Source organism: Streptomyces sp. NPDC051133, from assembly GCF_040682635.1.
Classification (GTDB): domain Bacteria; phylum Actinomycetota; class Actinomycetes; order Streptomycetales; family Streptomycetaceae; genus Streptomyces.
Genome location: NZ_JBFBBK010000010.1, coordinates 175,552 through 199,503, shown reverse-complemented (window position 1 = coordinate 199,503; position 23,952 = coordinate 175,552). Strand labels below are relative to the sequence as shown.

General features: G+C 71.9%; 17 protein-coding genes. 15 read left to right on the top strand and 2 right to left on the bottom strand.

The window, feature by feature from the left end:
* The 9 genes from AB0N17_RS13830 to AB0N17_RS13790 all read left to right on the top strand — a co-directional run.
* Positions 1-3,768 (top strand): Rne/Rng family ribonuclease (locus tag AB0N17_RS13830; protein WP_366011477.1); only part of this gene is annotated, 3,768 nt, incomplete at its 5' end.
* 228 nt (positions 3,769-3,996) lie between these two features.
* Positions 3,997-4,317: a 50S ribosomal protein L21 gene (rplU, locus tag AB0N17_RS13825; protein ID WP_100826193.1), complete on the top strand. Its 321-nt coding sequence runs from the start codon at positions 3,997-3,999 to the stop codon at positions 4,315-4,317.
* Between the two features lie 13 nt (positions 4,318-4,330).
* Positions 4,331-4,585: a 50S ribosomal protein L27 gene (gene rpmA, locus AB0N17_RS13820; protein WP_010041940.1), complete on the top strand. Its 255-nt coding sequence runs from the start codon at positions 4,331-4,333 to the stop codon at positions 4,583-4,585.
* A 121-nt stretch (positions 4,586-4,706) separates the two neighbouring features.
* A complete protein-coding gene (obgE, locus tag AB0N17_RS13815) occupies positions 4,707-6,155 on the top strand; it encodes a GTPase ObgE (RefSeq protein WP_366011476.1) in 1,449 nt (482 codons plus the stop codon).
* Positions 6,156-6,350: 195 nt separating this feature from the next.
* On the top strand, positions 6,351-7,826 hold the full coding sequence (locus AB0N17_RS13810) for an FG-GAP-like repeat-containing protein (protein ID WP_366011474.1): 1,476 nt from the start codon (positions 6,351-6,353) through the stop codon (positions 7,824-7,826).
* A gap of 243 nt (positions 7,827-8,069) precedes the next feature.
* Positions 8,070-9,614 (top strand): alkaline phosphatase D family protein, encoded by a 1,545-nt coding sequence (locus tag AB0N17_RS13805; RefSeq protein ID WP_366011472.1) that lies wholly within the window; start codon positions 8,070-8,072, stop codon positions 9,612-9,614.
* 429 nt (positions 9,615-10,043) lie between these two features.
* Positions 10,044-11,540 carry a bifunctional cytidylyltransferase/SDR family oxidoreductase gene (locus AB0N17_RS13800; protein ID WP_366011471.1) on the top strand — a complete coding sequence of 499 codons (1,497 nt, stop codon included), beginning with the start codon at positions 10,044-10,046 and terminating at the stop codon, positions 11,538-11,540.
* Between the two features lie 157 nt (positions 11,541-11,697).
* A complete protein-coding gene (locus tag AB0N17_RS13795; protein WP_366011470.1) occupies positions 11,698-13,818 on the top strand; it encodes a hypothetical protein in 2,121 nt (706 codons plus the stop codon).
* 357 nt (positions 13,819-14,175) lie between these two features.
* Positions 14,176-15,336 carry a glycosyltransferase gene (locus AB0N17_RS13790; RefSeq protein WP_366011486.1) on the top strand — a complete coding sequence of 387 codons (1,161 nt, stop codon included), beginning with the start codon at positions 14,176-14,178 and terminating at the stop codon, positions 15,334-15,336.
* 4 nt (positions 15,337-15,340) lie between these two features.
* On the opposite strand, the gene AB0N17_RS13785 is transcribed toward AB0N17_RS13790, so the two are convergent.
* Positions 15,341-16,759: a polysaccharide pyruvyl transferase family protein gene (locus tag AB0N17_RS13785; protein ID WP_366011469.1), complete on the bottom strand. Its 1,419-nt coding sequence runs from the start codon at positions 16,757-16,759 to the stop codon at positions 15,341-15,343.
* Positions 16,760-17,017: 258 nt separating this feature from the next.
* Here AB0N17_RS13785 and proB point away from each other — a divergent pair, with 258 nt between their 5' ends.
* From proB to AB0N17_RS13760, 5 genes are all read left to right on the top strand, one after another.
* Positions 17,018-18,178 (top strand): glutamate 5-kinase, encoded by a 1,161-nt coding sequence (gene proB, locus AB0N17_RS13780; RefSeq protein ID WP_366011485.1) that lies wholly within the window; start codon positions 17,018-17,020, stop codon positions 18,176-18,178.
* 140 nt (positions 18,179-18,318) lie between these two features.
* Positions 18,319-18,747 (top strand): hypothetical protein, encoded by a 429-nt coding sequence (locus AB0N17_RS13775; protein WP_366011468.1) that lies wholly within the window; start codon positions 18,319-18,321, stop codon positions 18,745-18,747.
* A gap of 178 nt (positions 18,748-18,925) precedes the next feature.
* Positions 18,926-20,212 (top strand): glutamate-5-semialdehyde dehydrogenase, encoded by a 1,287-nt coding sequence (locus AB0N17_RS13770; RefSeq protein WP_366011467.1) that lies wholly within the window; start codon positions 18,926-18,928, stop codon positions 20,210-20,212.
* 92 nt (positions 20,213-20,304) lie between these two features.
* Complete coding sequence (locus AB0N17_RS13765) at positions 20,305-20,916, top strand: hypothetical protein (protein WP_366011466.1); 612 nt, start codon at positions 20,305-20,307, stop codon at positions 20,914-20,916.
* Positions 20,917-21,005: 89 nt separating this feature from the next.
* Positions 21,006-22,076, top strand: coding sequence for a hypothetical protein (locus AB0N17_RS13760; RefSeq protein ID WP_366011465.1), 1,071 nt, complete (start codon positions 21,006-21,008; stop codon positions 22,074-22,076).
* Positions 22,077-22,573: 497 nt separating this feature from the next.
* On the opposite strand, the gene AB0N17_RS13755 is transcribed toward AB0N17_RS13760, so the two are convergent.
* A complete protein-coding gene (locus tag AB0N17_RS13755) occupies positions 22,574-23,653 on the bottom strand; it encodes a M48 family metallopeptidase (RefSeq protein WP_366011464.1) in 1,080 nt (359 codons plus the stop codon).
* 101 nt (positions 23,654-23,754) lie between these two features.
* On the opposite strand from AB0N17_RS13755, the gene AB0N17_RS13750 reads away from it, so the two are divergent.
* Positions 23,755-23,919, top strand: coding sequence for a hypothetical protein (locus tag AB0N17_RS13750; RefSeq protein WP_366011463.1), 165 nt, complete (start codon positions 23,755-23,757; stop codon positions 23,917-23,919).
* Positions 23,920-23,952 lie beyond the last annotated feature (33 nt).

The following is a 23,952-nucleotide window of genomic DNA, read 5'->3' as shown; positions in this document are numbered from 1 at the left end:
GAGGCCCCTGCCGTTGTCGAGGAGGCTGCTTCGGCTGCTCGTCCGCGTCGTCGTGCGACCCGTCGTGCGTCCGCGCCGGCCGGTGCGCCCGAGGCGGCCGAGGCCGTGGCTGCTGCCGCTGCCGTTCCGGCCGAGGTGGAGGAGGCCGCTGCTCCGGTCGAGGCCCCTGCCGTTGTCGAGGAGGCTGCTTCGGCTGCTCGTCCGCGTCGTCGTGCGACCCGTCGTGCGTCCGCGCCGGCCGGTGCGCCCGAGGCCACCGAGGTGGCCGAGGCCGTCGGCGCGCAGGCTCCGGCCGCCGCCGCCGAGGCGCCCGCCGTCGAGGCCGCCGCCCCCGGTGAGGTGAGCGGTGCCGAGGAGGAGGCCGCTCCGCGCCGTACCCGTCGCCGGGCCACGCGCCGGGTGTCCGCGCCCGCCGAGGCCGCACCCGCCGTCGAGGCCGAGGCCGCTCCCGCCGCCGAGTCCGGCACGGGCGCGCAGACCCCGGAGGTTCCCGTCAACCAGCACACCACCGAGCCCGCGTCCGCCACCGAGCCCGCCGCCGAGGCTCCGCAGGCCCCCGCCGAGGCCGAGGCGCCCCGCCGTTCCCGCCGCCGGGCCGTGCGCGCCGCGTCCGGCTTCGCCGAGCCCGCGCAGACCGCCCGGTCCGCGAAGCCCGCCCCGGGCGAGGCCGAGGAGGCCGAGGCGCCGCGCCGGCCCAAGCGGCCCGCCGTCGCCGTCTTCCAGGCGCCGGTGTTCGCCGAGCCGAAGTTCCAGACCCCGGAGCGCGCCGCCGCCGCGGCCGCCGCCGAGGCCGCCGACACGGAGGAGCCCGAGGAAGCCGCGGAGGCCGCGGAGGAGCGTGCCGAGACCGGCTCGCGCCGCCGCCGTCGCCGCCGGGGCGCTGCCCCGGAGGAGACGCGCCCCGCCGGGACCGCCGCCGAGGACGAGGAGCCGGAGGCCGAGGAGGCCGCCGAGCCCGCCGAGGAGCTCGCCGACGGCGAGGACGGCGACGAGACCGAGGGTGCCGACGGCTACGAGGAGTCCGGTTCGCGCCGCCGTCGCCGGCGTGGCGGCCGTCGCCGCCGCCGCGGTGACGCCGCCGACGGTGAGGGCGCGGACGGCGAGGCCGACGAGCTGGCCGCCGAGCAGGCCGCGCAGGACGCCGAGGACACCGCCGAGCAGGAGGAAGAGGACGTCGAGGAGGACCGGGACGACTCCGCCTCCTCCAGCGCCGGCAGCCGTCGCCGCCGCCGGCGCCGCCGCCGGGCCGGTGACACCGCCGGCGAGGGCGAGCCGTCCACCGACGACCCGGAGCGCACGGTCGTCAAGGTCCGCGAGCCGCGCAAGCCGAGCGAGCCGTCCGACGAGGTGCAGTCCATCAAGGGCTCGACCCGTCTGGAGGCGAAGAAGCAGCGCCGCCGGGAAGGCCGTGAGCAGGGCCGCCGCCGCGTCCCGATCATCACCGAGGCCGAGTTCCTGGCCCGCCGCGAGGCCGTCGAGCGCGTGATGGTCGTCCGCCAGCACGGCGAGCGCACGCAGATCGGTGTGCTCGAGGACGACGTGCTCGTCGAGCACTACGTCAACAAGGAGCAGTCGACCTCGTACGTCGGCAACGTCTACCTGGGCAAGGTCCAGAACGTGCTGCCGTCGATGGAGGCCGCCTTCATCGACATCGGCAAGGGCCGCAACGCGGTGCTCTACGCCGGTGAGGTCAACTTCGAGGCGCTGGGCATGGCCAACGGCCCGCGCCGCATCGAGTCCGCCCTGAAGTCCGGGCAGTCCGTGCTCGTGCAGGTGACGAAGGACCCGATCGGGCACAAGGGCGCGCGTCTGACCAGCCAGGTCTCGCTGCCGGGCCGCTACCTCGTGTACGTCCCCGAGGGCTCGATGACCGGCATCAGCCGCAAGCTGCCCGACACCGAGCGGGCCCGGCTGAAGACCATCCTCAAGAAGATCGTCCCCGAGGACGCGGGCGTCATCGTGCGCACCGCCGCCGAGGGCGCGAGCGAGGATGAGCTGCGCCGGGACGTCGAGCGGCTGCAGGCGCAGTGGGAGGACATCCAGAAGAAGGCCAAGAACGGCAACGCGCCCACGCTGCTGTACGGCGAGCCGGACATGACCGTCCGGGTCGTGCGCGACATCTTCAACGAGGACTTCTCCAAGGTCGTCGTCAGCGGCGACGACGCCTGGTCGACCATCCACGGGTACGTCTCGCACGTCGCCCCGGACCTGGCCGAGCGGCTGTCGAGGTGGACCTCCGAGGTCGACGTCTTCGCCACGTACCGGATCGACGAGCAGCTCGCCAAGGCGCTGGACCGCAAGGTCTGGCTGCCCAGCGGCGGTTCGCTGGTGATCGACCGGACCGAGGCGATGGTCGTCGTCGACGTCAACACCGGCAAGTTCACCGGCCAGGGCGGCAACCTGGAGGAGACGGTCACCAGGAACAACCTGGAGGCGGCCGAGGAGATCGTGCGCCAGCTGCGGCTGCGCGACCTCGGCGGCATCATCGTGATCGACTTCATCGACATGGTCCTGGAGTCCAACCGCGACCTGGTGCTGCGCCGCCTGCTGGAGTGCCTGGGCCGCGACCGCACGAAGCACCAGGTGGCCGAGGTGACCTCGCTGGGCCTGGTGCAGATGACCCGCAAGCGGGTCGGCCAGGGTCTGCTGGAGTCCTTCTCCGAGACCTGCGTCCACTGCAACGGCCGCGGTGTCATCGTGCACCTGGAGCAGCCGTCCGCGAACGGGGGCGGCGGCAAGCGCAAGAAGCGCGGCCGTGGTGGTGACGTGCACGAGCACGTGCACGAGACCGCCGCCGTGGCCGTCGAGACCGGTGAGGCCGTCGAGCCCGAGACGGAGACCGCCGTCGAGGTGGCCGCCGCACTCGCCGAGCCCGTCGCGCTGCCCGCGCCCGACTTCGCGCCGGACGAGGAGCTGTACAGCAGCGTCGCCGAGGCGGAGGCGGCGGCCACCCGTGGCCGTTCGCGCCGCCGGGCGAGCCGTCGCGCGTCGGCACCGGCGGGCGCGCCGAAGGCCGAGAAGGCCGGCACCCGCAAGGCCGCGGAGGCCGAGGCCGAGCAGGCCGTCGAGGTTCCGACCGCGCAGGACGTCACCGCCGAGCAGGCGGCCGCGCGCCCCGTGCGGCCGGAGCCGGCCGCCGAGGCCCTCGCCGAGCCCGCCGCCGCCGAGGACCAGGTGGTCCCGGCGCCGCAGGCCGAGGCACCGGCCGTCGAGGAGGCCGCGCCCAAGGGCCGTACGCGCCGTCGGGCGACCCGGAAGGTGTCCGCGCCGGCCGGTTCCCCCGTGGGCGCCGAGGCGGCCGTGGTGACCGTCGCCGAGCACGCCGCCGAGGCCCCCGTCGAGGAGCCGCCGGCCCCGGTGGCCGCCGAGGAGGCACCGGCGCCCGCCGAGAGCGCGGCCCCGGCCCGCCCGCGCCGGCGCGCCGTGCGCAAGGCCACCGCGCCGGCCGCCGCCGAGGAGACGGCCGTCGTGGTCGTCCCGTCGGCCACGCCGGAGGCCGCCGCCGAGGCGCCGGCCGCCGAGGCTCCCGCCACCGGCGAGGTGACGGCCGAGGAGGTCGCCGAGGCGACGGCTCCGGCCAAGAAGGCGGCCCGCAAGACCGCCAAGAAGGCCACGGCGAAGAAGGCCGCCACGAAGAAGACGGTGGCCAAGAAGGCGGCCGCCAAGAAGACGACGGCCAAGAAGGCGGCCAAGACCGCCAAGACGGCCGCCGCGAAGACGACGGCGAAGAAGACCACCACGGTCGCCACCGCCGGAGACGAGGGCTGACGCCCGGGGTGTGGGGCCGGTCCGCGTGACCGGCCCCACAGCCGCGGGGCCCGGTTTGACCCCTTCGGCCGTGGCCCCGTAACCTTGACCGTCGGCGTGCGCACTGAGCACGCCACATCCCCGTAAACCTCTTCCTCCTGGGCGCAAGGCGGGCCGGGAGAGGTCGCCCATGACGTTTTGGGCGGCTGGCCTGCGGGGGTGCCGTTCTCGAGCGAAAGAGAGATCCGCGTGTACGCCATCGTGCGCAGCGGTGGTCGCCAGCACAAGGTTGCTGTCGGCGACATCGTTGAGGTTGACAAGATTTCCACTGCCAAGGTTGGCGACACGGTCGAGCTCTCGACCCTGCTCGTTGTCGACGGCGACGCTGTGACCAGCGACCCGTGGGTGCTGGCCGGCATCAAGGTCCAGGCCGAGGTCGTGGACCACCACAAGGGCCAGAAGATCGACATTCTGCGCTACAAGAACAAGACCGGCTACCGTCGTCGTCAGGGCCACCGCCAGCAGTACACGGCGATCAAGGTCACCGCGATCCCCGCGGCTGCGAAGTAAGGACTGAGGAGACATGGCACACAAGAAGGGCGCATCGTCCACCCGGAACGGTCGCGACTCCAATGCCCAGCGGCTCGGCGTGAAGCGCTTCGGCGGTCAGGTCGTCAACGCGGGTGAGATCCTGGTCCGTCAGCGTGGCACCCACTTCCACCCGGGCGCGGGCGTCGGCCGCGGCGGCGACGACACGCTGTTCGCGCTGCAGGCCGGTTCGGTGCAGTTCGGCACCCACCGTGGCCGCAAGGTCGTGAACATCGTTCCGGTCGCCTGATCCAAGGCTTACGACCGAACGTTTTTTCGCGAGGCGGACCTCACTTCCCAGTCGGGAAGGCAGGTCCGCCTTTCGCGTGTTGAGCAAGGACAAACCCGTACTTCCCTGGAGGCACTGAACCATGACCACCTTCGTGGACCGCGTCGAGCTGCACGTCGCCGCGGGTAACGGGGGCCACGGCTGTGCCTCCGTCCACCGTGAGAAGTTCAAGCCGCTCGGCGGCCCGGACGGCGGCAACGGCGGCCGGGGCGGCGACATCATCCTGACCGTCGACCAGTCGGTCACCACGCTGCTCGACTACCACCACTCGCCGCACCGCAAGGCCACCAACGGCAAGCCCGGCGAGGGCGGCAACCGCTCCGGCAAAGACGGCGAGGACCTGGTCCTGACGGTGCCGGACGGGACGGTCGTGCTGGACAAGGCGGGCAACGTGCTCGCCGACCTGGTCGGCCACGGGACGTCGTACGTCGCCGCGCAGGGCGGCCGGGGCGGCCTTGGCAACGCGGCGCTGGCCTCCGCCCGCCGCAAGGCGCCCGGTTTCGCGCTGCTCGGCGTGCCCGGTGAACTGCAGGACATCGTCCTGGAGCTGAAGACCGTCGCCGACGTGGCGCTGGTCGGCTACCCGAGCGCCGGCAAGTCCTCGCTGATCTCCGTGCTCAGCGCGGCCAAGCCGAAGATCGCGGACTACCCGTTCACGACGCTCGTGCCCAACCTGGGCGTGGTGACCGCCGGTTCCACCGTGTACACCATCGCCGACGTGCCCGGTCTGATCCCGGGTGCCAGCCAGGGCAAGGGCCTGGGCCTGGAGTTCCTGCGGCACGTGGAGCGGTGCAGCGTGCTGGTGCACGTGCTGGACACCGCGACCCTGGAGTCCGACCGCGACCCGCTCTCCGACCTGGACATCATCGAGGCGGAACTGCGCGAGTACGGCGGCCTCGACAACCGCCCCCGGATGATCGTCCTGAACAAGGTCGACGTGCCCGACGGCAAGGACCTCGCCGAGATGGTCCGCCCCGACCTGGAGGCCCGTGGCTACCGCGTCTTCGAGGTGTCGGCCGTCGCCCACATCGGTCTCAGGGAGCTGTCCTTCGCGCTCGGTGACCTGGTCGCCAAGGCGCGTGCGGCCAAGCCGAAGGAGGAGGCGACCCGGATCGTCATCCGGCCCAAGGCCGTGGACGACGCGGGCTTCACCGTCGTCCGCGAGGACATCGGCGGCGAGCCGCTGTTCCGGGTGCGCGGCGAGAAGCCGGAGCGCTGGGTGCGCCAGACCGACTTCAACAACGACGAGGCCGTCGGCTACCTCGCCGACCGCCTCAACCGCCTCGGCATCGAGGAGCGGTTGATGAAGGCGGGCGCCCGGGCCGGCGACGCCGTCGCCATCGGCCCGGAGGAGAACGCGGTCGTCTTCGACTGGGAGCCGACCGTCATGGCCGGTGCGGAGATGCTCGGCCGCCGGGGCGAGGACCACCGCTTCGAGGAGCCGCGGCCCGCGGCCCAGCGCCGCCGGGACAAGCAGGCCGAGCGGGACGAGTCCCTGCGCGAGTACGACGACTTCGACCCCTTCGAGTGAGGACGCGCTCCGCAGGACCGGCGAGCCGAGTCTCCCGGCACCGGAGAACCGGGAAACCGTAAAAATGAACGTCGGGAAAATCAGAGGCGGCGGTGAGGGCAACCCCGGCCCTTCCCGGTGAGTCGTACCGTGCGACGCGGAGAGGATCTTGCACCTCGCCGCGTCGCACACCTCTCTCTGACTCCCGGAGCCGACGTGCCCCTGTCCCGCCCCTTCCGCCGGCGCTCCCTCGCGATCGCCACCGGCATCGCCCTCGCCGCCGGTGCCCTCGCGGCCCCCGCCGCCCTCGCCGCGGCCCCGGCCACCGCCCTCAGCGGCAAGCACCTGCACGACGACTTCAACGGCGACGGCTACGCCGACCTCGCCGTCGCCGCGCCCTCGGCGACCGTGAGCGGCAAGAAGGGCGCCGGCTACGTCGCCGTCCTCTACGGCTCGGCGAGCGGGCTGAAGACCTCGACCAAGCAGGTCTTCAGCCAGAACAGCGCCGGGGTGCCGGGCAGCGCCGAGGCCGACGACCGGTTCGGCAGCGCGGTCGCCACCGCCGACCTGGACCGGGACGGCTACGCCGACCTGGTCGTCGGAGCGGGCGGCGAGGACACCACGGCCGGCACCGACGCCGGGACCGTCGAGGTGATCTGGGGCGGTCCGAAGGGGCTGTCCGGCGGCGCGACCCTGGCCGGCGGGAAGGCGTACGACGGGTTCGGCGACCGGGGACACCTGACCGTCGGGGACGTCGACGGCAACGGCGCGCCCGACGTCGTCACCGTGGAGAACGCGCACGACCTGCGGGTGCTGAACGGGCCGTTCCGCCGCGACGGCTCGACGGGACAGGCCGGTCAGCTGGTCCAGGACCAGTTCGACAGCCGCTACCTGGACCTGGCCGCGGGTGACCTCAACGGCGACGGCATCACCGACATCGCCGCCACCAAGAACGACGGCGACGAGTGGGACGCGCGCCGCGTCGTGTACTGGACGGGCACGCACACCGGGCTCACGCCGTACACGATGGTGCGCGGCACCAGTCCCTACGGACTGGAGGGCGGCGAGCACCTCGCCGTCGGGGACGTGAACCGGGACGGCTACGCCGACCTCGTGGTGGGCCGGGCCGTCGAGGGCGCCGACAGCGACGTGGACACCCCGCTCGCCAAGGGCGGCCGGATCGCCTGGATCCCGGGCACCGCGAACGGTCCCGACGGGACGAAGGCCGTGATCCTCAACCAGGACAGCGCCGGCGTCCCGGGCACCGCCAAGCCGTGGTCCGGGTTCGGCACCTCCGTGTCGGTCGCGGACATCGACGGCGACGGCTACGCGGACGTCGCGGTGGGCGTGCCCGGTACGAGCGGCGGTGGCCGGGTCGTCATCCTGCGCGGCACCGCGGCCGGTCCGACGGGCAGTGGCGCGAAGGCGTTCGACCAGGACACCGCGGGTGTGCCCGGGGCCGGCGAGAGCGGGGACGCGTTCGGCACGGCCGTCCGGCTGGTCGACGCAGGCGGCGACGGGCGGGCCGATCTGGCCGTCGGCGCACCGGGGGAGAACAGCAAGGCCGGGGCGGTGTGGGTGCTGCGCGGCGGCTCCGCGGGGATCACCCCGAGCGGCTCGTTCAGCTTCGCGAGCAGCACCCTCGGCACGGTGGCCACCGGCGCCCAGCTGGGTTACTCCTTCGGTTCCTGAACCCCTGTTCGGCTCCTGGGCCGACCCGTACCCCGATCAGGTCGCCTGTCGGCCGCCGGCCCGCGGCGCGTTCTGAACTACCGTCAGATCCGTTGTGGCGCGAGGGTTTTCCCGTGCCGCAACGGATCTCTCGCTGTCTGCCCATTTGTCACGCTCGTGATTGGTTTCGTTCAGCAGGCGGACCGTCCGGCCGTGGGAGCTTCCCAGAGTCCGAAGAGGCCACCGTGGCAAGGGAGTCAGCGAATGACCGCATCGCCCGACCGACGCCGCCTTCTGACCGCCGGTGCCGCCGTCCTCGGCGCCGCGGCCTCCGCCCAGCTGTGGCTGCCGGGCATCGCCCGCGCGGCCGGCACCCCGCTCCCGGACGAGGTGTTCACCCTCGGCGTCGCCTCGGGCGACCCGCTGCCCGACGGCATCGTGCTGTGGACGAGACTCGCGCCGGATCCGCTGAACGGCGGCGGCATGCCCGACGCGGTGTACACCGTGGAGTGGGAGCTGGCCGAGGACGAGCGGTTCCAGCGGACCGTCCGCCGGGGCGTCGCCCAGGCCCGCCCCGATCTCGGCCACAGCGTCCACGTGGACGTCCGCGGCCTGCGCCCGGACCGCCCGTACTGGTACCGCTTCCGGGCCGACGGCCGGCTCTCGCCCACCGGCCGCACCCGCACCGCACCGCACCCGCACCGGCGCGGCGGCTCGCTGCGCGTGGCCCTCGCCTCCTGCCAGAACTGGCAGCACGGCTACTTCACGCCCTACGCCGACATGCGCGCCCAGGACCCCGACGTCGTCCTCTTCGTCGGCGACTACATCTACGAGTCCGCCCCGTCCGCGACGGCGGTGCGCCGGCACGAGGGCAAGGGCGAGCCGTACAGCCTGGTGCAGTACCGCAACCGGTACGCCCAGTACCGCACCGACCCCGACCTGGCCGCCATGCACGCGAGCGCGCCCTGGGTGGTCACCTTCGACGACCACGAGGTGGACAACGACTGGGCCGGCGAGGTCCCCCAGGACCCGGACAAGCAGTCGCACGACGCGTTCGTGGCCCGGCTGACCGCGGCCTTCCAGGCGTACTACGAGCACATGCCGGTCCGTGCCTCCGCGATCCCCACGGGCCCGCACATCCAGATGTACCGGCGCCTGGAGTTCGGCCGGCTGGCGCGGCTCAACGTCCTGGACACCCGGCAGTTCCGCAGCGACCAGGCGACCGGCCAGGAGGGTGCCGAGTCGCCGTCGGCGACCATGCTCGGCGCCGGGCAGAAGCGGTGGCTGCTCGACGGGCTGCGCGACTCCCCGGCCCGCTGGAACCTGATCGCCTCGCAGATCATGATGGCCGAGACGGATCTGCTGCCCGGCGACGGCAAGCTCTGGTACTACGACGCCTGGGACGGCTACCAGGTCGAACGGAACGCCCTGCTGGAGGAGTTCGCCGACGTCCGCAACCCGGTCGTGCTCAGCGGCGACCGGCACCTGACGATGATCAGCGACCTGAAGGAGGACTTCGCCGACCCCGGCTCCGATGTCGTCGGCGCCGAGTTCGTCGGCACCTCCATCTCCAGCGGCGGCGACCAGGACCAGGCCGCCTTCCACGCCGAGTGGGACCCGCTGAAGGCGGACAACCCGCACTGGAAGCTGATCGACGCCCACCGCGGCTACCACCTCTTCGACATCGACGGCGACGGCATCGACGCCCGGGTGAGGGTCGTCGACACGGTCACCGCGCCGCAGGCCACGGCGAGCACCCTGGCCCGGCTGCGGGTGGAGCCGGACGAGCCCGGCGTCCGGCTCGTGTGAGGCTTTCGCCGCCGGCGGGGATCACGACCGCGCGGTGAACGCCCCGGACCCGGGGAATCGGTCTCTTACTCCGGCCGAGATCAAAATGCTGCGGAATCTTGATGTGGAATTCCGCGGCAATGGACCCCCGGGGAGGCGGTATTCCCGGCGTTCCCACCCCCTCGGCGCCGGCTGCGGAGTGGGCCCCGCGCCGGACGGGGCCGGGGGCGGGGGCTTGCCGTGACGGCACCGGAGACACCCCCCGTCCCACCTGTGGACTTACTCACAGCAAATTCACGGGGGTTCACGGGACCCGCGCCCAATCACCAGGTGTGCCAGGTGAATGACAGGTTGCGCTCACATATGCATGGGATGTCGCTCACCTTGCACTGCGCTTACCCAGAGTGGGACCATTTCACGGTTCCCTGTCGCCGCAAGGTAGGTCAGCCTGTGTCCCAGCACATAGCCAAGCCCCGTACCACCGCAGTGATCCTGGCCGGTGGCACCGGTCAGCGGGTGGGTCTGTCGATCCCCAAGCAGCTGCTGAAGATCGCCGGCAAGGCAGTCATCGAGCACACCCTGACCACCTTCGAGAACGCCGACTCGATCGACGACATCATCGTGCTGATGGCGCCGGGCTACGTGCCGGACATCGAGAAGATCGTCGCCAAGGCCGGGTTCACCAAGGTCAAGAAGATCATCGAGGGCGGCTCGACCCGCAACGAGACCACCGAGCGCGCCATCTCCGCCCTCGGCGAGGGCCTGGCCGAGGGCGAGGACCGCAACGTCCTCTTCCACGACGCCGTGCGCCCGCTGCTCTCGCAGCGCGTCATCGACGACTGCGTGACCGCGCTGGAGCGCTACCAGGCCGTCGACGTCGCCATCCCGTCCGCGGACACCATCATCGTCACGCGCACGCACGGCGAGGACGGCGAGTTCATCACCGAGATCCCGGACCGCTCCCGGCTGCGCCGCGGCCAGACCCCGCAGGCCTTCAAGCTGTCCACGATCCGCCGCGCCTACGAGGTCGCCGCCGGCGACCCCAACTTCCAGGCGACGGACGACTGCTCGGTGGTCCTCAAGTACCTGCCGGACGTGCCGATCCACGTCGTCGCGGGTGACGAGTACAACATGAAGGTGACCCAGCCGGTCGACGTCTTCATCGCCGACAAGCTGTTCCAGCTGGCCTCGACGGCCGCCCCGGAGCAGAACGGCGAGGAGGCCTACCGCGAGCTGCTGACCGGCAAGACGGTGGTCATCTTCGGCGGCTCCTACGGCATCGGCCAGGACATCGCCGAACTCGCCGAGTCCTACGGCGCGAAGGTCTACGCGCTGGGCCGCTCCACCACCGGCACCCACGTGGAGAACCCGGAGGAGGTCGACGACGCGCTGTCCAAGGCGTACGCGGAGACCGGCCGGATCGACTACGTCGTCAACACCGCGGGCGTGCTGCGCATCGGCAAGCTCGCCGAGACCGACAACGCCACCATCGAAGAGGCGCTGAAGGTCAACTACCTGGCCCCGGTGCAGATCGCCCGTTCCAGCTACAAGTACCTCGCCGAGACGGGCGGCCAGCTGCTGCTCTACACCTCCAGCAGCTACACCCGCGGCCGTGCCGAGTACTCCCTCTACTCCTCCACCAAGGCCGCCATGGTGAACCTCACCCAGGCGCTGTCGGACGAGTGGGCGGGCGACGGCATCCGCGTCAACTGCATCAACCCCGAGCGCACCGCCACCCCGATGCGCACCAAGGCCTTCGGGCAGGAGCCCGCGGGCAGCCTGCTCTCCTCCGAGGCCGTGGCCCGCACCTCCCTGGACGTGCTGCTGTCGGAGCTGACCGGTCACGTCATCGACGTCCGCCAGCAGGACCCGACCGCCGGTGCCGCCAAGGCCTCCGGCTTCGAGCAGGCGCTGGCCTCGGTGCTGGACCGTCAGGATGGCGTGTAATAATCGGAAGTAATTAAGCTTTCGAAATTCAGGCCTCTGTGGGTACCCGTTCACCGGGTATTTGCAGAGGCCTGAATCCGTACACCTCGCAAAAACCCGGATACGCCCGGCATTACCCAACAAAACCGGCACTCCCCCTCCCAGAGCAGGTTTCTCCGTGATATCCACCGCTATTCGCGTCGCCCGGGTGGGCAGCGCGGCCGAGCTGGCCGCGGCGGCCCTCATGATCCTGGGCTTCCCGGCGCTCATGCTGGCCGCGCTCGTCCCGAGCGTTCCCGCCTTCGCGGCCGCGGCCGCCGTGACGTACCTGGCGGACCACTATCTGCACCGCAAGGGCAGCTACCTGATCAACCGCCTCAGCAAGGTCCGGGCCGGTCTGTCGATCCGCTTCCTGATCCGGCAGTTCCTGCTGATCCTGCTGCTCGCCCGCCTGTCCCACGCGAACGACCTGATCTTCTACGGCACGGTCGCCTGCTTCATCGCCTTCTACGGCCTCCAGGCCCCGCACGGCGCCCTGGTCACCCTCATCCGCAACCGCCGCCGGATGCCGGTCGCCACCCGCAACATCGACCTGCAGTCCCGCATCCGCATCCCGGACGCCCCGCCGCGCCGGCTGCTGCACCGCTCCGCGGAGAAGATGCTGCACCTCGACCTGTTCGCGGTCGTCGGCATCCTGGTCTCCGCGCAGGTGGGCTCCTCCGTCGCCGGCTTCGTCGGCATCGGGCTCACCGCCGCCCTCGGCGTCCTCTACGTGCTCGGACTCGTGCCGTACGTCCGGAGCGGGAAGATCCCGCCGAGGGCCGACGTCGTCCTCGCCGCCCTCGACGACTGGCTGGCCGGCTACAAGCCGGAGACCGTGCTCTACTTCTCCGGCTCCAAGGACTCCGCGTACCAGGTCAACATGTGGCTGGAGACGATGGAGCAGCTGAACACCCGGCCCCTGATCATCCTGCGCGAGCGCGCCATCCTGAACAACCTCGCGCCCACCACCGTCCCCGTCATCTGCGTGCCCGGAGGGGTGCACCTGATGAACCTGGACCTGTCGGCCGTGCGGGTGGCCCTGTACGCGGCGAACGTCGGCAAGAACATCCACCTGCTGCGCGTGCCCACCATGAAGCACGTCTTCATCGGCCACGGCGACAGCGACAAGCTCGCCAGCGTCAACCCGTACAGCAAGGTGTACGACGAGGTGTGGACCGCCGGCCGCGCGGGCCGCGACCGCTACGCGATCGCCGACGTCGGTGTCCGCGACGACGACATCGTGGAGGTCGGCCGCCCGCAGCTCGCGCCCATCCAGTCCTGGCAGGGCGTGCCCGACGGCCGCGTCCCCACCGTGCTCTACGCCCCGACCTGGGAGGGCTGGGACGGCAACCCCGGCAACACCTCCATCGTGCTCGCCGGCGAGAACATCGTGAAGAAGCTGGTCAAGGCCGACCCGCCGGTTCGCGTCCTGTACAAGCCGCACCCGTTCACCGGCACGGTCAGCAAGGAGGCGGGCGCCGCCCACAAGCGGATCACCGCCCTGGTCGAGAAGGCCGCCGCCGAGCGCGCCGCCGAGACCCGCTTCACCCCCGACTCCGCCGCCCAGGACCGGGCCAAGGCCGAGCTGGCCCGGATCGAGGCCCGCCTCGCCCAGCTGTCCGGCACCGGCGGCGACAAGGGCGACGAGGCCGAGGCCACCCGTGACGGCATCGTCGACGTGGCCCGGCACGAGGAGGTCGCCCGGCTGCGCGCCGAGTGGAACACCGCCTACTGGGGCTCCTTCCCGTCGTACGAGCACCGTGTCATCACCGGCGCCGAGCCGCGTCTGTACGACTGCTTCAACGTCTCCGACGCGATGGTCTCCGACATCTCCTCCGTGGTCTCCGACTTCATCGCGAGCGGCAAGCCGTACGCGGTCACCGACTCCGGCGAGATGGGCCACGAGGAGTTCAAGCGGCAGAACACCGCCGTGCGCGCCGCGGTGATCCTGTCCAACGACGCGGCCGAGCTGGGCGGGCTGCTGGACGCCGTGCGCGACCCGTCCGGCGACCCGCTGAGGGACGACCGCAAGGAGCTGAAGCGCTACCTGCTCGGCCCGGACGAGCCGACGTCCATCGACCAGTTCAACGGCGCCGTGGCCGGCCTGGCCCTCAAGGCCGAGGCCCGCAACGTCGGCCAGGAGGCCCGGCTGGGCGCCGCGAACGCGGACCCCGCCGAGGCCGCCGAGCTGACCAACGCGCTGCCCGGCCAGCGCACGGCGACCGCCGGAGAGACGGACGGCGTGAACGCGGGCTGACCGCACGGACCGCCTCGACAAGGGCCCGGCCCCGGGAGACTCCCCGGGGCCGGGCCCTTTCCCGTGCTTCTCTCACGGTCCCGTTTCAGGATTCTTACCGTCCGGTCTTACCGCGGGCACGCTCTGGGGGTGAGCGTCTCTTACCGCCCCCGCGTACTGTCCGGTGGCGTCCGCCGTCGACGGGGAACCCTGTGACGTGAACCACGGGCTTCGTGCCCTCAGGCAACCGGCGCAAGCGGTTACCCGTCTTACAGGTTGCGATTGAGGCGATACGGGGGAAATTTCCGTTGACCGAGGGGAAGAGTGACCGGCGTGACGCAGCCTGATGTGACCGTGATCATCGGGGCGTACGAAGCGATGCCGTACCTGGTCGAATGCCTGGCATCCGTCGAGGCGCAGACCATCGACCCGGCGCGCCTGGAGGTCATCGCGGTCGACGACGGATCCACGGACGGCACCGGCGAGTGCCTGGAGGAGTTCGCGGCCCGCGTCCCCGCGCACGTCACCGTGATCCGCCAGGAGAACTCCGGCGGCCCCAGCGGCCCGCGCAACGTCGGTCTCGCCAAGGCGTCCGGCCGCTACGTCTTCTTCCTCGACGCCGACGACCGGCTCGGGCCCGAGGCCCTTCAGCGTATGGTCGCCATGGCCGACGAGAACGGCACGGACGTCGTCCTCGGCCGGGTCGAGGGCATCAACCGCACCCCGCCGAAGTCCATGTGGGGCAAGACCCTCGGCCGGACCGACGTCTTCTCCTCCAACATCAAGTTCACGCTCAGCGCGCAGAAGCTGTTCCGCCGGGAGCTGCTCGACAGACACGGCATGCGGTTCGACGAGTCGCTGTGGACCGGCGAGGACGCCCTCTTCACCATGGAGGCCTACCTGCGGGCGGACGGCGTCTCCGTGCTCGCCGACCACACCTGCTACTACCTGGTCGGCCGCGACGACGGCAAGCACGTGACCAAGACCGGCAGCTACACGCTCCGCTTCGACTCCGCGCGCGCCCTGATGAAGCTGATCGCCGACATGGTGCCGGCCGGCGCCAAACGCGACACCCTCATGGTCCGGCCCTTCCTGATCACCCTGCTGCCGCAGTTCGGGCCCAAGTTCCTGAAGGACGGCGAGGACGTGCGGCGCCACAAGTTCGAGCTGGCCAAGCCGCTGATGGACGCCTACTGGACGCCCGGAGTGGCCCGGCGCCTGAGGGTCCACGAGCGGCTGCGACTGCACCTGGTGGCCATGCAGCGGCCCGAACTCCTCGTGGACGTCGTGGAGTTCGTCAAGGCGAAGAAGCAGCCCGACGCCGTCCTGGAGAAGCGCGGCACCCGGGTCTACCTCGACTACCCGCACTTCCGGGCCGCGGCGGCCGGCGTCCCCGACGAGGTCTACCTGGCCCAGCCCCGCGAGGCCCGGGCCTTCCCCGGCTACCGCGAGGCCGCCGCCAACTCCTTCCTGCGCCGGGCCCTGCGCAAGGTGCGCAGGATGCTGCGGAGCGGGGGAGCGGGAGCGGCGGCGGCCTGACGCCCTACTGCTTGCCGGACTGCAGGGCCCGGCGCAGCGGCCGCCCCACCACCCGGCGGGCGCGGCGGTAGACGGAGGCGGCAGGGGCCGGGACGCCGCCCTGCGCCTTCCGGGCCCGCGCCAGGTCCTTGCGCAACTGGACGTTGTCCTCGGTCAGTTCGCTGACCCGGGTGTGCAGCCAGCCGAACCGGCTGCTGAGCGAGGCGAGGTCGGTGTCGTTCCACGGCCGGACGCCCGGCGGGAACGGCAGCGAGCGCATCCGCTGCTCGAAGGCGGCCCCGCCGTCGCCGTGCGTGAAGGTGTTCTGCAGTCCGTTCTTGTCCAGGAAGCCGATGAACCGCTCGAAGCGCTCGAGGTGGTTGCCGACGAGCCCGCCGAAGTCCGCCTGCTCGTACAGCCGCGCCGGGCCGACGGACTCCGGGTCCTTGACGGCCTGGTCCAGCCGCCGGTGCGGGATCTCGAAGTAGCGGCACAGCTCCAGCGTCCGCGAGTCGCCGCACAGCACGGTCGCGGGGGTGCCCGCCAGCAGCGCGGCGATGTTGCCGTGGATGCGGGAGCCGAAGGAGAAGTCGAAGGAGCGCAGGTCGTCGATCCAGGTGATCGGGTCGACGTAGACCCGCACCTTGTCCTCCCGGTACATCGGGTGGTCCGGATGCGTCGGCATCGCGGTCACCCGGGAGTTGGGATCCGACAGGTCCCGCCAGTGCAGCTGTCGTGCGTCGCTCAGGTTCTGGCCGATGAACCGCAGGTTCGGGTACTGCGCGTGGGCCCGGCCGATCACCGTGCCCAGCCCCTGCTTCTGCACCGCGCTGTGTGAGCCGTTCACCGCGATCCGCGAGCCGGCCGTCAGCTCCGGCGTCCGCTTGCGCACGTCGAGGTCGCGGCCGTACAGGAACAGCGACGGGCAGCCGATGACCTCCACGTCACGGAAGCCCATGTCCCGCAGGTACTGCTCGGTGAACTCACCGCGCACGCCGATCGACGCGCTGTGCTCCAGCACCGCCGAGCAGAACGCGCGCACGGTCGGCTCGATCCGCTTCAGCCGCGCCGGGTCGTAGCTCACCCCGGTCTGCGCGCCGACGCCGAGCACCACGACCGGGATCCGCAGCCGGGAGATGAGCCGGGTCAGCCGCTGCAGCGCGGTCTCGAAGGACGGCCGGAAGGCGTTCGCCAGCGGGACGACGAACGCGTCGTACTCCTCGTTGATGCGCGCGGCAGCCGCCACCTCGGTCCGTCCGCCGTTCGAGACGACCTCGGTGTCCGGCGTTTCCAGGATCTTGTGCGCGGCGTCCTGGAAGATGAGGTTGCCCGAGTTGGTGGCGATGACGTCCTGGTGGAGGGCCTCCTCCACGGACAGCACGTCGTACGGGCTCTTGCCCGATCTGAGCAGAATGCGCTTCGGCTGGCGAACAGTAGGTGACACGATGGTCAAGTTAAGTTTGTCAGGGATTTAATTTCTATAGGCAACCAGTACAACCTTTTTGCCGTACGCAACGCGTGAGCAAACCATTACGCTCGTGCCCGTTCCCGCATGTCCGGAGGCTGGACCGGCGCGCGCCGCACGATCCACTTCGCGTAGATTGCCGGAAGGCAGCCGGAACCGCTCGCGGGACGCGGACGCGGGGACGGGGTCGCGGGCACAGAGGGGACAGCAGGCAAGGTGGCAAGCGCAAGGCAGGCCGTGGGTGAGGCCCGCAGGATCGTCGTCAAGGTCGGCTCCTCGTCGCTGACCACCGCCGCGGGCGGCCTGGACGCCGACCGCGTCGACGCTCTGGTCGACGTCCTCGCCAAGAGCCGGAAGGCGTGGGCGGCCCGAAGGGCCTCCGTTGAGGGTGGTGGCGGGAGACGGGTGGGCGGGGGAGAGCGGGAGATCGTCCTCGTCTCCTCCGGTGCCATCGCCGCCGGGCTCGCGCCGCTGGGCCTGCGCCGCCGCCCCAAGGACCTCGCCAGGCAGCAGGCCGCCGCCAGCGTCGGCCAGGGCCTGCTCGTCGCCCGCTACACCGCCTCCTTCGCCCGCTACGGCGTCCGTGTCGGCCAAGTGCTGCTCACCTCCGACGACATGAGCCGCCGCGCCCACCACCGCAACGCCTCCCGCACCCTCGACAAGCTCCTCGCGATGGGTGCGTTCCCGATCGTCAACGAGAACGACACCGTCGCCACCGACGAGATCCGCTTCGGCGACAACGACCGCCTCGCCGCCCTCGTCGCCCACCTCGTCCACGCCGACCTCCTCGTCCTCCTCTCCGACGTCGACGGCGTCTACGACGGCGACCCGAGCAAGCCCGGCACCTCCCGGATAGCGGAGGTGCGGGACACCTCCGACCTCGCCGGCGTGGAGATCGGCAGCGCGGGCAAGGCCGGCGTCGGCACCGGCGGCATGGTCACCAAGGTCGAGGCCGCCCGGATCGCCGCCGCCGCCGGCGTCCCGGTCGTGCTGACCAGCGCCGTGCACGCCGCCGAGGCACTGTCCGGCGGCGACACCGGCACCTACTTCCACCCCACCGGCAAGCGCTCCGCCGACCGGCTGCTCTGGCTCCAGCACGCCTCCACCCCGCAGGGCGCCCTGACCCTGGACGACGGGGCCGTGGACGCGGTCGTCAAGCGCCGCACGTCGCTGCTGCCCGCCGGAATCGCCGCCGTCGAGGGCGAGTTCAGCGCCGGCGACCCGGTCGAACTGCGCGACACGACGGGCCACGCCGTCGCCCGCGGACTCGTCAACTTCGACGCCAAGGAGATCCCCCGGCTCATCGGCCGCTCGACCCACGAGCTGGCGCGGGAACTGGGCCCGGCGTACGAACGCGAGGTCGTACACAGGGACGACCTGGTTCTGCTGCACGCGTGACCTCGCAAAACCGCTCGTAAACGGGGCGTGCCGGCGGCCCCCGGTGGGGGACGTTCCGTAAAACCGCCCCACGGAGCCATAGGGCCTGCTCAACTGTGACTCAGGAACACGTTCCCGAGCGGTGTGTGAAGGAGGCCGTCGTGAGACGAGTGCGCCCTGGGACGGCGGCGTCCCGCGGTGCTCTGACGAGTGTCGCGGCCGGGGACGCCTACGAGGAACCCCAGGATCTGCCCCGCCTGTGGCACGTCACCCTCAGCGTCTCCGGGGAGACGGTCCCGCTCGCGGACCTGCGGCGGTCCCTGGAACAGCTCGCCCACGACCACCCCTTCCTGCTGACCAGCAGATACGCCACCGACCACGCCGAGATCCGGTACTGGGAAGAGGCCCGCGACCTGCACGACGCCGCCGCGGTCGCCCTGCGCCTGTGGGGCGAGCACCGGCAGAGCGCCGGGCTGCCGCCCTGGGAGATCGTCGGCCTGGAGGTCATCGACCGCGAGACCTACCACCAGCGGATCGCCGCGGGATACGGCCCCGCGCCGGCGACCCCGGTGGGCGTGCACCCCTTCTGAGCGGCCGCCCGAGCACCGTTCCGGGCGTCGGTCCGAGCACCTGTCCGAGCGTCGGTCCGAGCACCTGTCCGAGCGTCGGTCCGAGCACCTGTCCGAGCGTCCGTCCGCGCGCCCCGGGGCTCGTCTCGTGCTGTGGGACGAGCGGTGGGCGGCCCGCCCGGCGCACTACCCTTCCCTCATGACCACGCTCTCGCCGTACGACTCGATGTCCCCGGTCACCCAGGCCGCCTACCGGGCCAAGGCCGCCGCCGCCGACCTCGCGCCGCTCCCGCGCGCCGTGAAGGACGACGCGCTGCTCGCCGTCGCCGACGCCCTGGAAGTACGGACCGCCGAGATCGTCGAGGCCAACGCCAAGGACGTGGCCAAGGCCCGGGAGAACGGCACCAGCGAGGCCATCGTCGACCGGCTCACCCTCACCCCCGAGCGGGTCCGCGCCATCGCCTCCGACGTCCGCGACGTCGCCAAGCTGCCCGACCCGGTCGGTGAGGTGGTCCGCGGCTCCACCCTCCCCAACGGCATCGACCTGCGCCAGGTCCGCGTCCCGCTCGGCGTCGTCGGCATCATCTACGAGGCCCGCCCGAACGTCACCGTCGACGCCGCCGCCCTCTGCCTGAAGTCCGGCAACGCCGTCCTGCTGCGCGGCTCCGCCTCCGCCTACGAGTCGAACACCGCCCTCGTCCGGGTCGTCCGGGACGCCGTGGGCGGCGCCGGGCTGCCCGCCGACGCCGTCCAGCTGGTGCCCGGCGAGAGCCGCGACTCCGTCCGCGAGCTGATGCGCGCCCGCGGCCTCGTCGACGTCCTCATCCCGCGCGGCGGCGCCTCCCTGATCCAGACGGTCGTGAACGAGTCGACCGTGCCCGTCATCGAGACCGGCACCGGCAACTGCCACGTCTACGTCGACGCCCGTGCCGACATCGACATGGCCGTCGACATCCTGATCAACTCCAAGGCCCACCGGGTCAGCGTCTGCAACGCCGCCGAGACCCTCCTCGTCCACCAGGACATCGCCCCCGAGTTCCTGCCCCGCGCCCTCGACGCCCTCGCCGAGGCCGGCGTCACCGTGCACGCCGACGAGCGGGTCATGGCCTACGCCAAGGACTCCAAGGCGACCGTCGTCGAGGCCGTGGCCGAGGACTGGGAGACCGAGTACCTGTCCTACGACATCGCCGCCGCGGTGGTGGACTCGCTGGACAAGGCCGTCGAGCACATCCGGCTGTGGACCTCCGGCCACACCGAGGCGATCGTCACCACCTCCCAGCAGGCCGCCCGCCGCTTCACCCAGCTGGTCGACTCCACCACCGTCGCCGTGAACGCCTCCACCCGGTTCACCGACGGCGGCCAGTTCGGCTTCGGCGCGGAGATCGGCATCTCCACCCAGAAGCTGCACGCCCGCGGCCCCATGGGCCTGCCGGAGCTGACCAGCACGAAGTACATCGTCACCGGCGACGGGCACGTACGCCGCTGAGGTCCACCCGGCCGGGCGGACCCGCCGGGCTGCCCCGGGACGTCCGAAAGGTGTCTCACCAGTCAGACGAATTTCCCTACCGTCTGCCCAAATTGACCCCCCAGGACTACTCTGGACGCGTGCCGGAGGACGTGGGGGGCACGCCGTTCCCTGACGGCTGGGAGCCCGACGACGACCACGACCGCGGGGTGTCGGACGAAGAGTTCGCCTCCGTGGTCTTCGACGAGGCCTTCGTACAGGCGGCCGCCTTCCATGAGCCGACCGCCGTCGAGCGCCTCCTGGCCGCCGCCCAGGCCAGAGCCGAGGCGTCGGAGGCGGAGGCCGCCCGCCGCGCCCACACCGCGGGCGAGCGCTACGACGACGCCTACGGCCCGGACGGCGCCGGATTCGGCCAAGATCCGGACGACGACGAGCTGGACGACACCTACGTCCTCGGCGACCGCCACGGCCCCTTCGGCTCCTACGGCAAGCAGGTCCGCTGGCACCGCCCGGTCGCCTGGGTGCTCGCCGTCGTCATGGGCATCGGCATGGTCGCCCTGGCGTTCGCCGCCGTCTACCGGGGGACCTCCTCCAGCACCCGCGACGGGGTCCCGACCCCCGCCTCCACCGGTCTGGAGCAGGGCAGCGCCGCGGCTCCCTCCGTCTCCGCCGACTACTCCCAGCCGGCCCAGCCCGCCGCCTCGGCCATCCCGCGCTCCCCCTGAGCGCCGGGGGCGCCGCCTGGTGAGAACCTGTCAGAACTTGTCGTGTACCACGGCGTTTACCCGAGGCGCCCGAGACCTACCCTGAAAGTATGGGCGGGCCTGGAGACCCACCGGAGGGGACACCCGAGGGCGGCCCCGGCGGTGCAGAGGACGAGTACCGATCCGTCGTCTTCGACGAATCGTTCGTCCGTGCTGCCCGCCTGCAGGAGTACTCCGCCCGGGAGCGGATGGCCGACCACGCCCCCGCCGTACGCCGCCGCTCGTCCCTGCACCGGGGCCTCACCCGGCAGGCCCTGGTCCTCGTCCTGCTGATCGCCATCGCCTTCGGCACCGCGATCTACATGGGCGTCCGCCACCCCTACAGCTCCCCGCAGACCCGGCGGCCCGTGGAGCCCCTGCGGATGACGGTCATCCCGCTCGCCCCGCGGGGCAAGGTGCCCGGCGGCGCCGACGCCGAGACCCTGTACCGGCACAGCCCCGCCGCCCATTACGACATCGGCGCCGAGGGGATCCCGCTGCCGGCCTCCCGCAGCACCGCCCACTTCTCCGAGAGCCAGATCGTGGCCGCGCTCACCACCGCCAAGGACTACCTCGTCCGCTCCTCGCTCTACCCCGAGGTGCTCACCGGCCGCCAGGCGGAGCCCGCCCGGTCCCTGCTCGACCCCGACCAGCTGGACCAGTTCGACCAGAGCTTCGACCACCCGGCGGCGGACGGCCGGCACGCCGCGACCGGCTGGCTGGTCCGCCTCGACCCCTCCCGTGCCCAGCTGGCCGACGACAGGATCCGCGTCCAGGGCGACCTCCGGGCCACCGAGAGCGACGCGGCCACGCTGGAAGTCAGCGCCGACCACACCTTCGTCTACGCCCTGCGCCGCACCGGCGCCGGTGCGGACGCGGCGGTCTCCCTCTTCACCGTCCGCCGCGAGCTGACCTTCCACTTCAGCCGCGACGACCTGCGCACCCACCAGGTCCAGCTGGTCACGTCCTCCGTCCAGGCGGGCCCGCTGTCCTGCGCCGAGGACTCCACGTCCTACCTCCGCCCCCTCCTGGCAGGCCAGACCCCCCGAGCAGGCGGCCCCGCGGGCACGGACCCCTACGCCACGGACAGCCCGACGGCCCTGTGCGGAACGCTGGCCACTGCGGCTCAGCCGAGGGGTTAGGACGGAACCGGGGGAGGAGGGGTTGCCGGGGCTGACGGAACTCGTCCGGAAGACGCTCGGGAGGGGGACCGTACGCCGGCGGGCGGGCGGAGCCGGGGTACGGCAGCGCCCAACCCGTGACGGTCAGCCGGGCAGCGCCCGGCCCGCTGGGCCGAATCCGGTGGTGCCGGGCCCCGCGATGCCGGGTCTGCGGTGCCGAATCCGGTGGCGCCGGATCGGGTGGGGCCGAGCCCTGTGACGCACAGTCCGGCGGCGCGCAGCGCGGTGAGGCGGAGTGGGGCGCGGCCGGATCCGGCGGTACGCCCCGCGACGGGCGGCCCTGCGGCGAACGGCCCGGCGATGCCGGGTCGGGTGGCGTCCAGCCCCGCGACGCCGCCCTACGGTGCTCAGCCCAGTGGCATTCGGCGGTGCCGGAGCCCGCGATGGACAGCCCCGCGGTGCCGAGCCCAGGAACGCCCTGACCGGCTCAGCGGGTGCCGTACCGCCGCCGGTCCGCTCTACTCCGCGTCCGTCGGGCCCTCCTTCGCCGGAGGCGGGCTCTTGAAGCCGTCGAAGCCGCGCCGCACCCGGCCGCCCAGGTCGCCCGCGCCGCCCGCGAGGTCCGTGACCAGCTTCATCAGCGGGTCCTTGGAACCCTTCACATCGCTCGCGTAGCTGGCCGCGGACTCCCGGAAGGAGTCGCTGACGGAGGTGTCCTTGTCCTCGCTGCGCCGCGGGTAGTGGCCGTCCATGAGCCGCTGGAAGTCCCGGGACTCGGCCCACTTCTTCAGCTCGGCCGCCCGCACGGTGGTGAACGGGTGCGAGCGCGGCAGCACGTTCAGGATCTTCAGCACGGAGTCGCGCAGATCGCCCCCGGACTCGTACTCCTCGGCCTGCTCCAGGAACGCGTCCACGTTCATCTCGTGCAGGTGGTTACCGCCCGCTGTCTTCATCAGGCCCCGCATCGACGCCCGCACGTCCTGCCCCACCAGCAGCCCCGCCCGGTCCGCGGACAGCTCCGACTTGCGGAACCACTCCCGCAGCGCCGTGACGAGCGCCATGATCGCCAGGTTGCCCAGCGGGATCCAGGCCACCTTCAGCGCGATGGTCGTCAGGAACAGCAGGATCGTGCGGTAGACGGAGTGGCCGGACAGCGCGTGACCCACCTCGTGGCCCACGACCGCCCGCATCTCCTCCTCGTCGAGCAGCTCCACGAGCCCCGTCGTCACCACGATGATCGGCTCGTCCAGGCCGATGCACATCGCGTTCGGCTGCGGGTCCTGCGTGACGTACATCGGCGGGACCTTCTCCAGGTCCAGGATGTAGCAGGCGTCCAGCAGCATGTCGTGCAGGTGCTGGAACTGCCGCTCGGAGACCCGCACCGAGTCGGACAGGAACAGCAGTCTCAGGCTCCGCTCCGGCAGCAGCCCGCTGAGCGCCTTGAAAACGGTGTCGAATCCGCTCAGCTTGCGCAGCGCCACCAGGGCCGACCGGTCGGCCGGATGCTCGTACGCGCGCGACGAGATCCCGGGGAACCGCCTGCGCTGCCTGCTGGGCACGCGCTCGTGCCCGTTGTGCTGCCGGCCGTCGTCGGACATGTCTTCCCCCATGCGTATGAGTGCTCACCGTGCCCCCGAAGCAGGGCCCAGCCTAGGCGGAGATACCGTGGACGGGCAGTACAGCCGAAGGAGTCCACGCCATGGAGCACCACCCCGCAGCCGCCTGGCTGACCGAGGCCACCGCGAGCGCCGTCCAGCAGCACGGTTCGGGCAATCTGCTCCGCATCGTCCTGATCGTGATGTTCCTGGGCTGTGCACTGACCGCCTGGTTCCTGCTCAGCGGCTACAAGCGGAAAGACGACTGAGAAGCGGCACAAGTTCCGCCCGCCGCCGCCGTC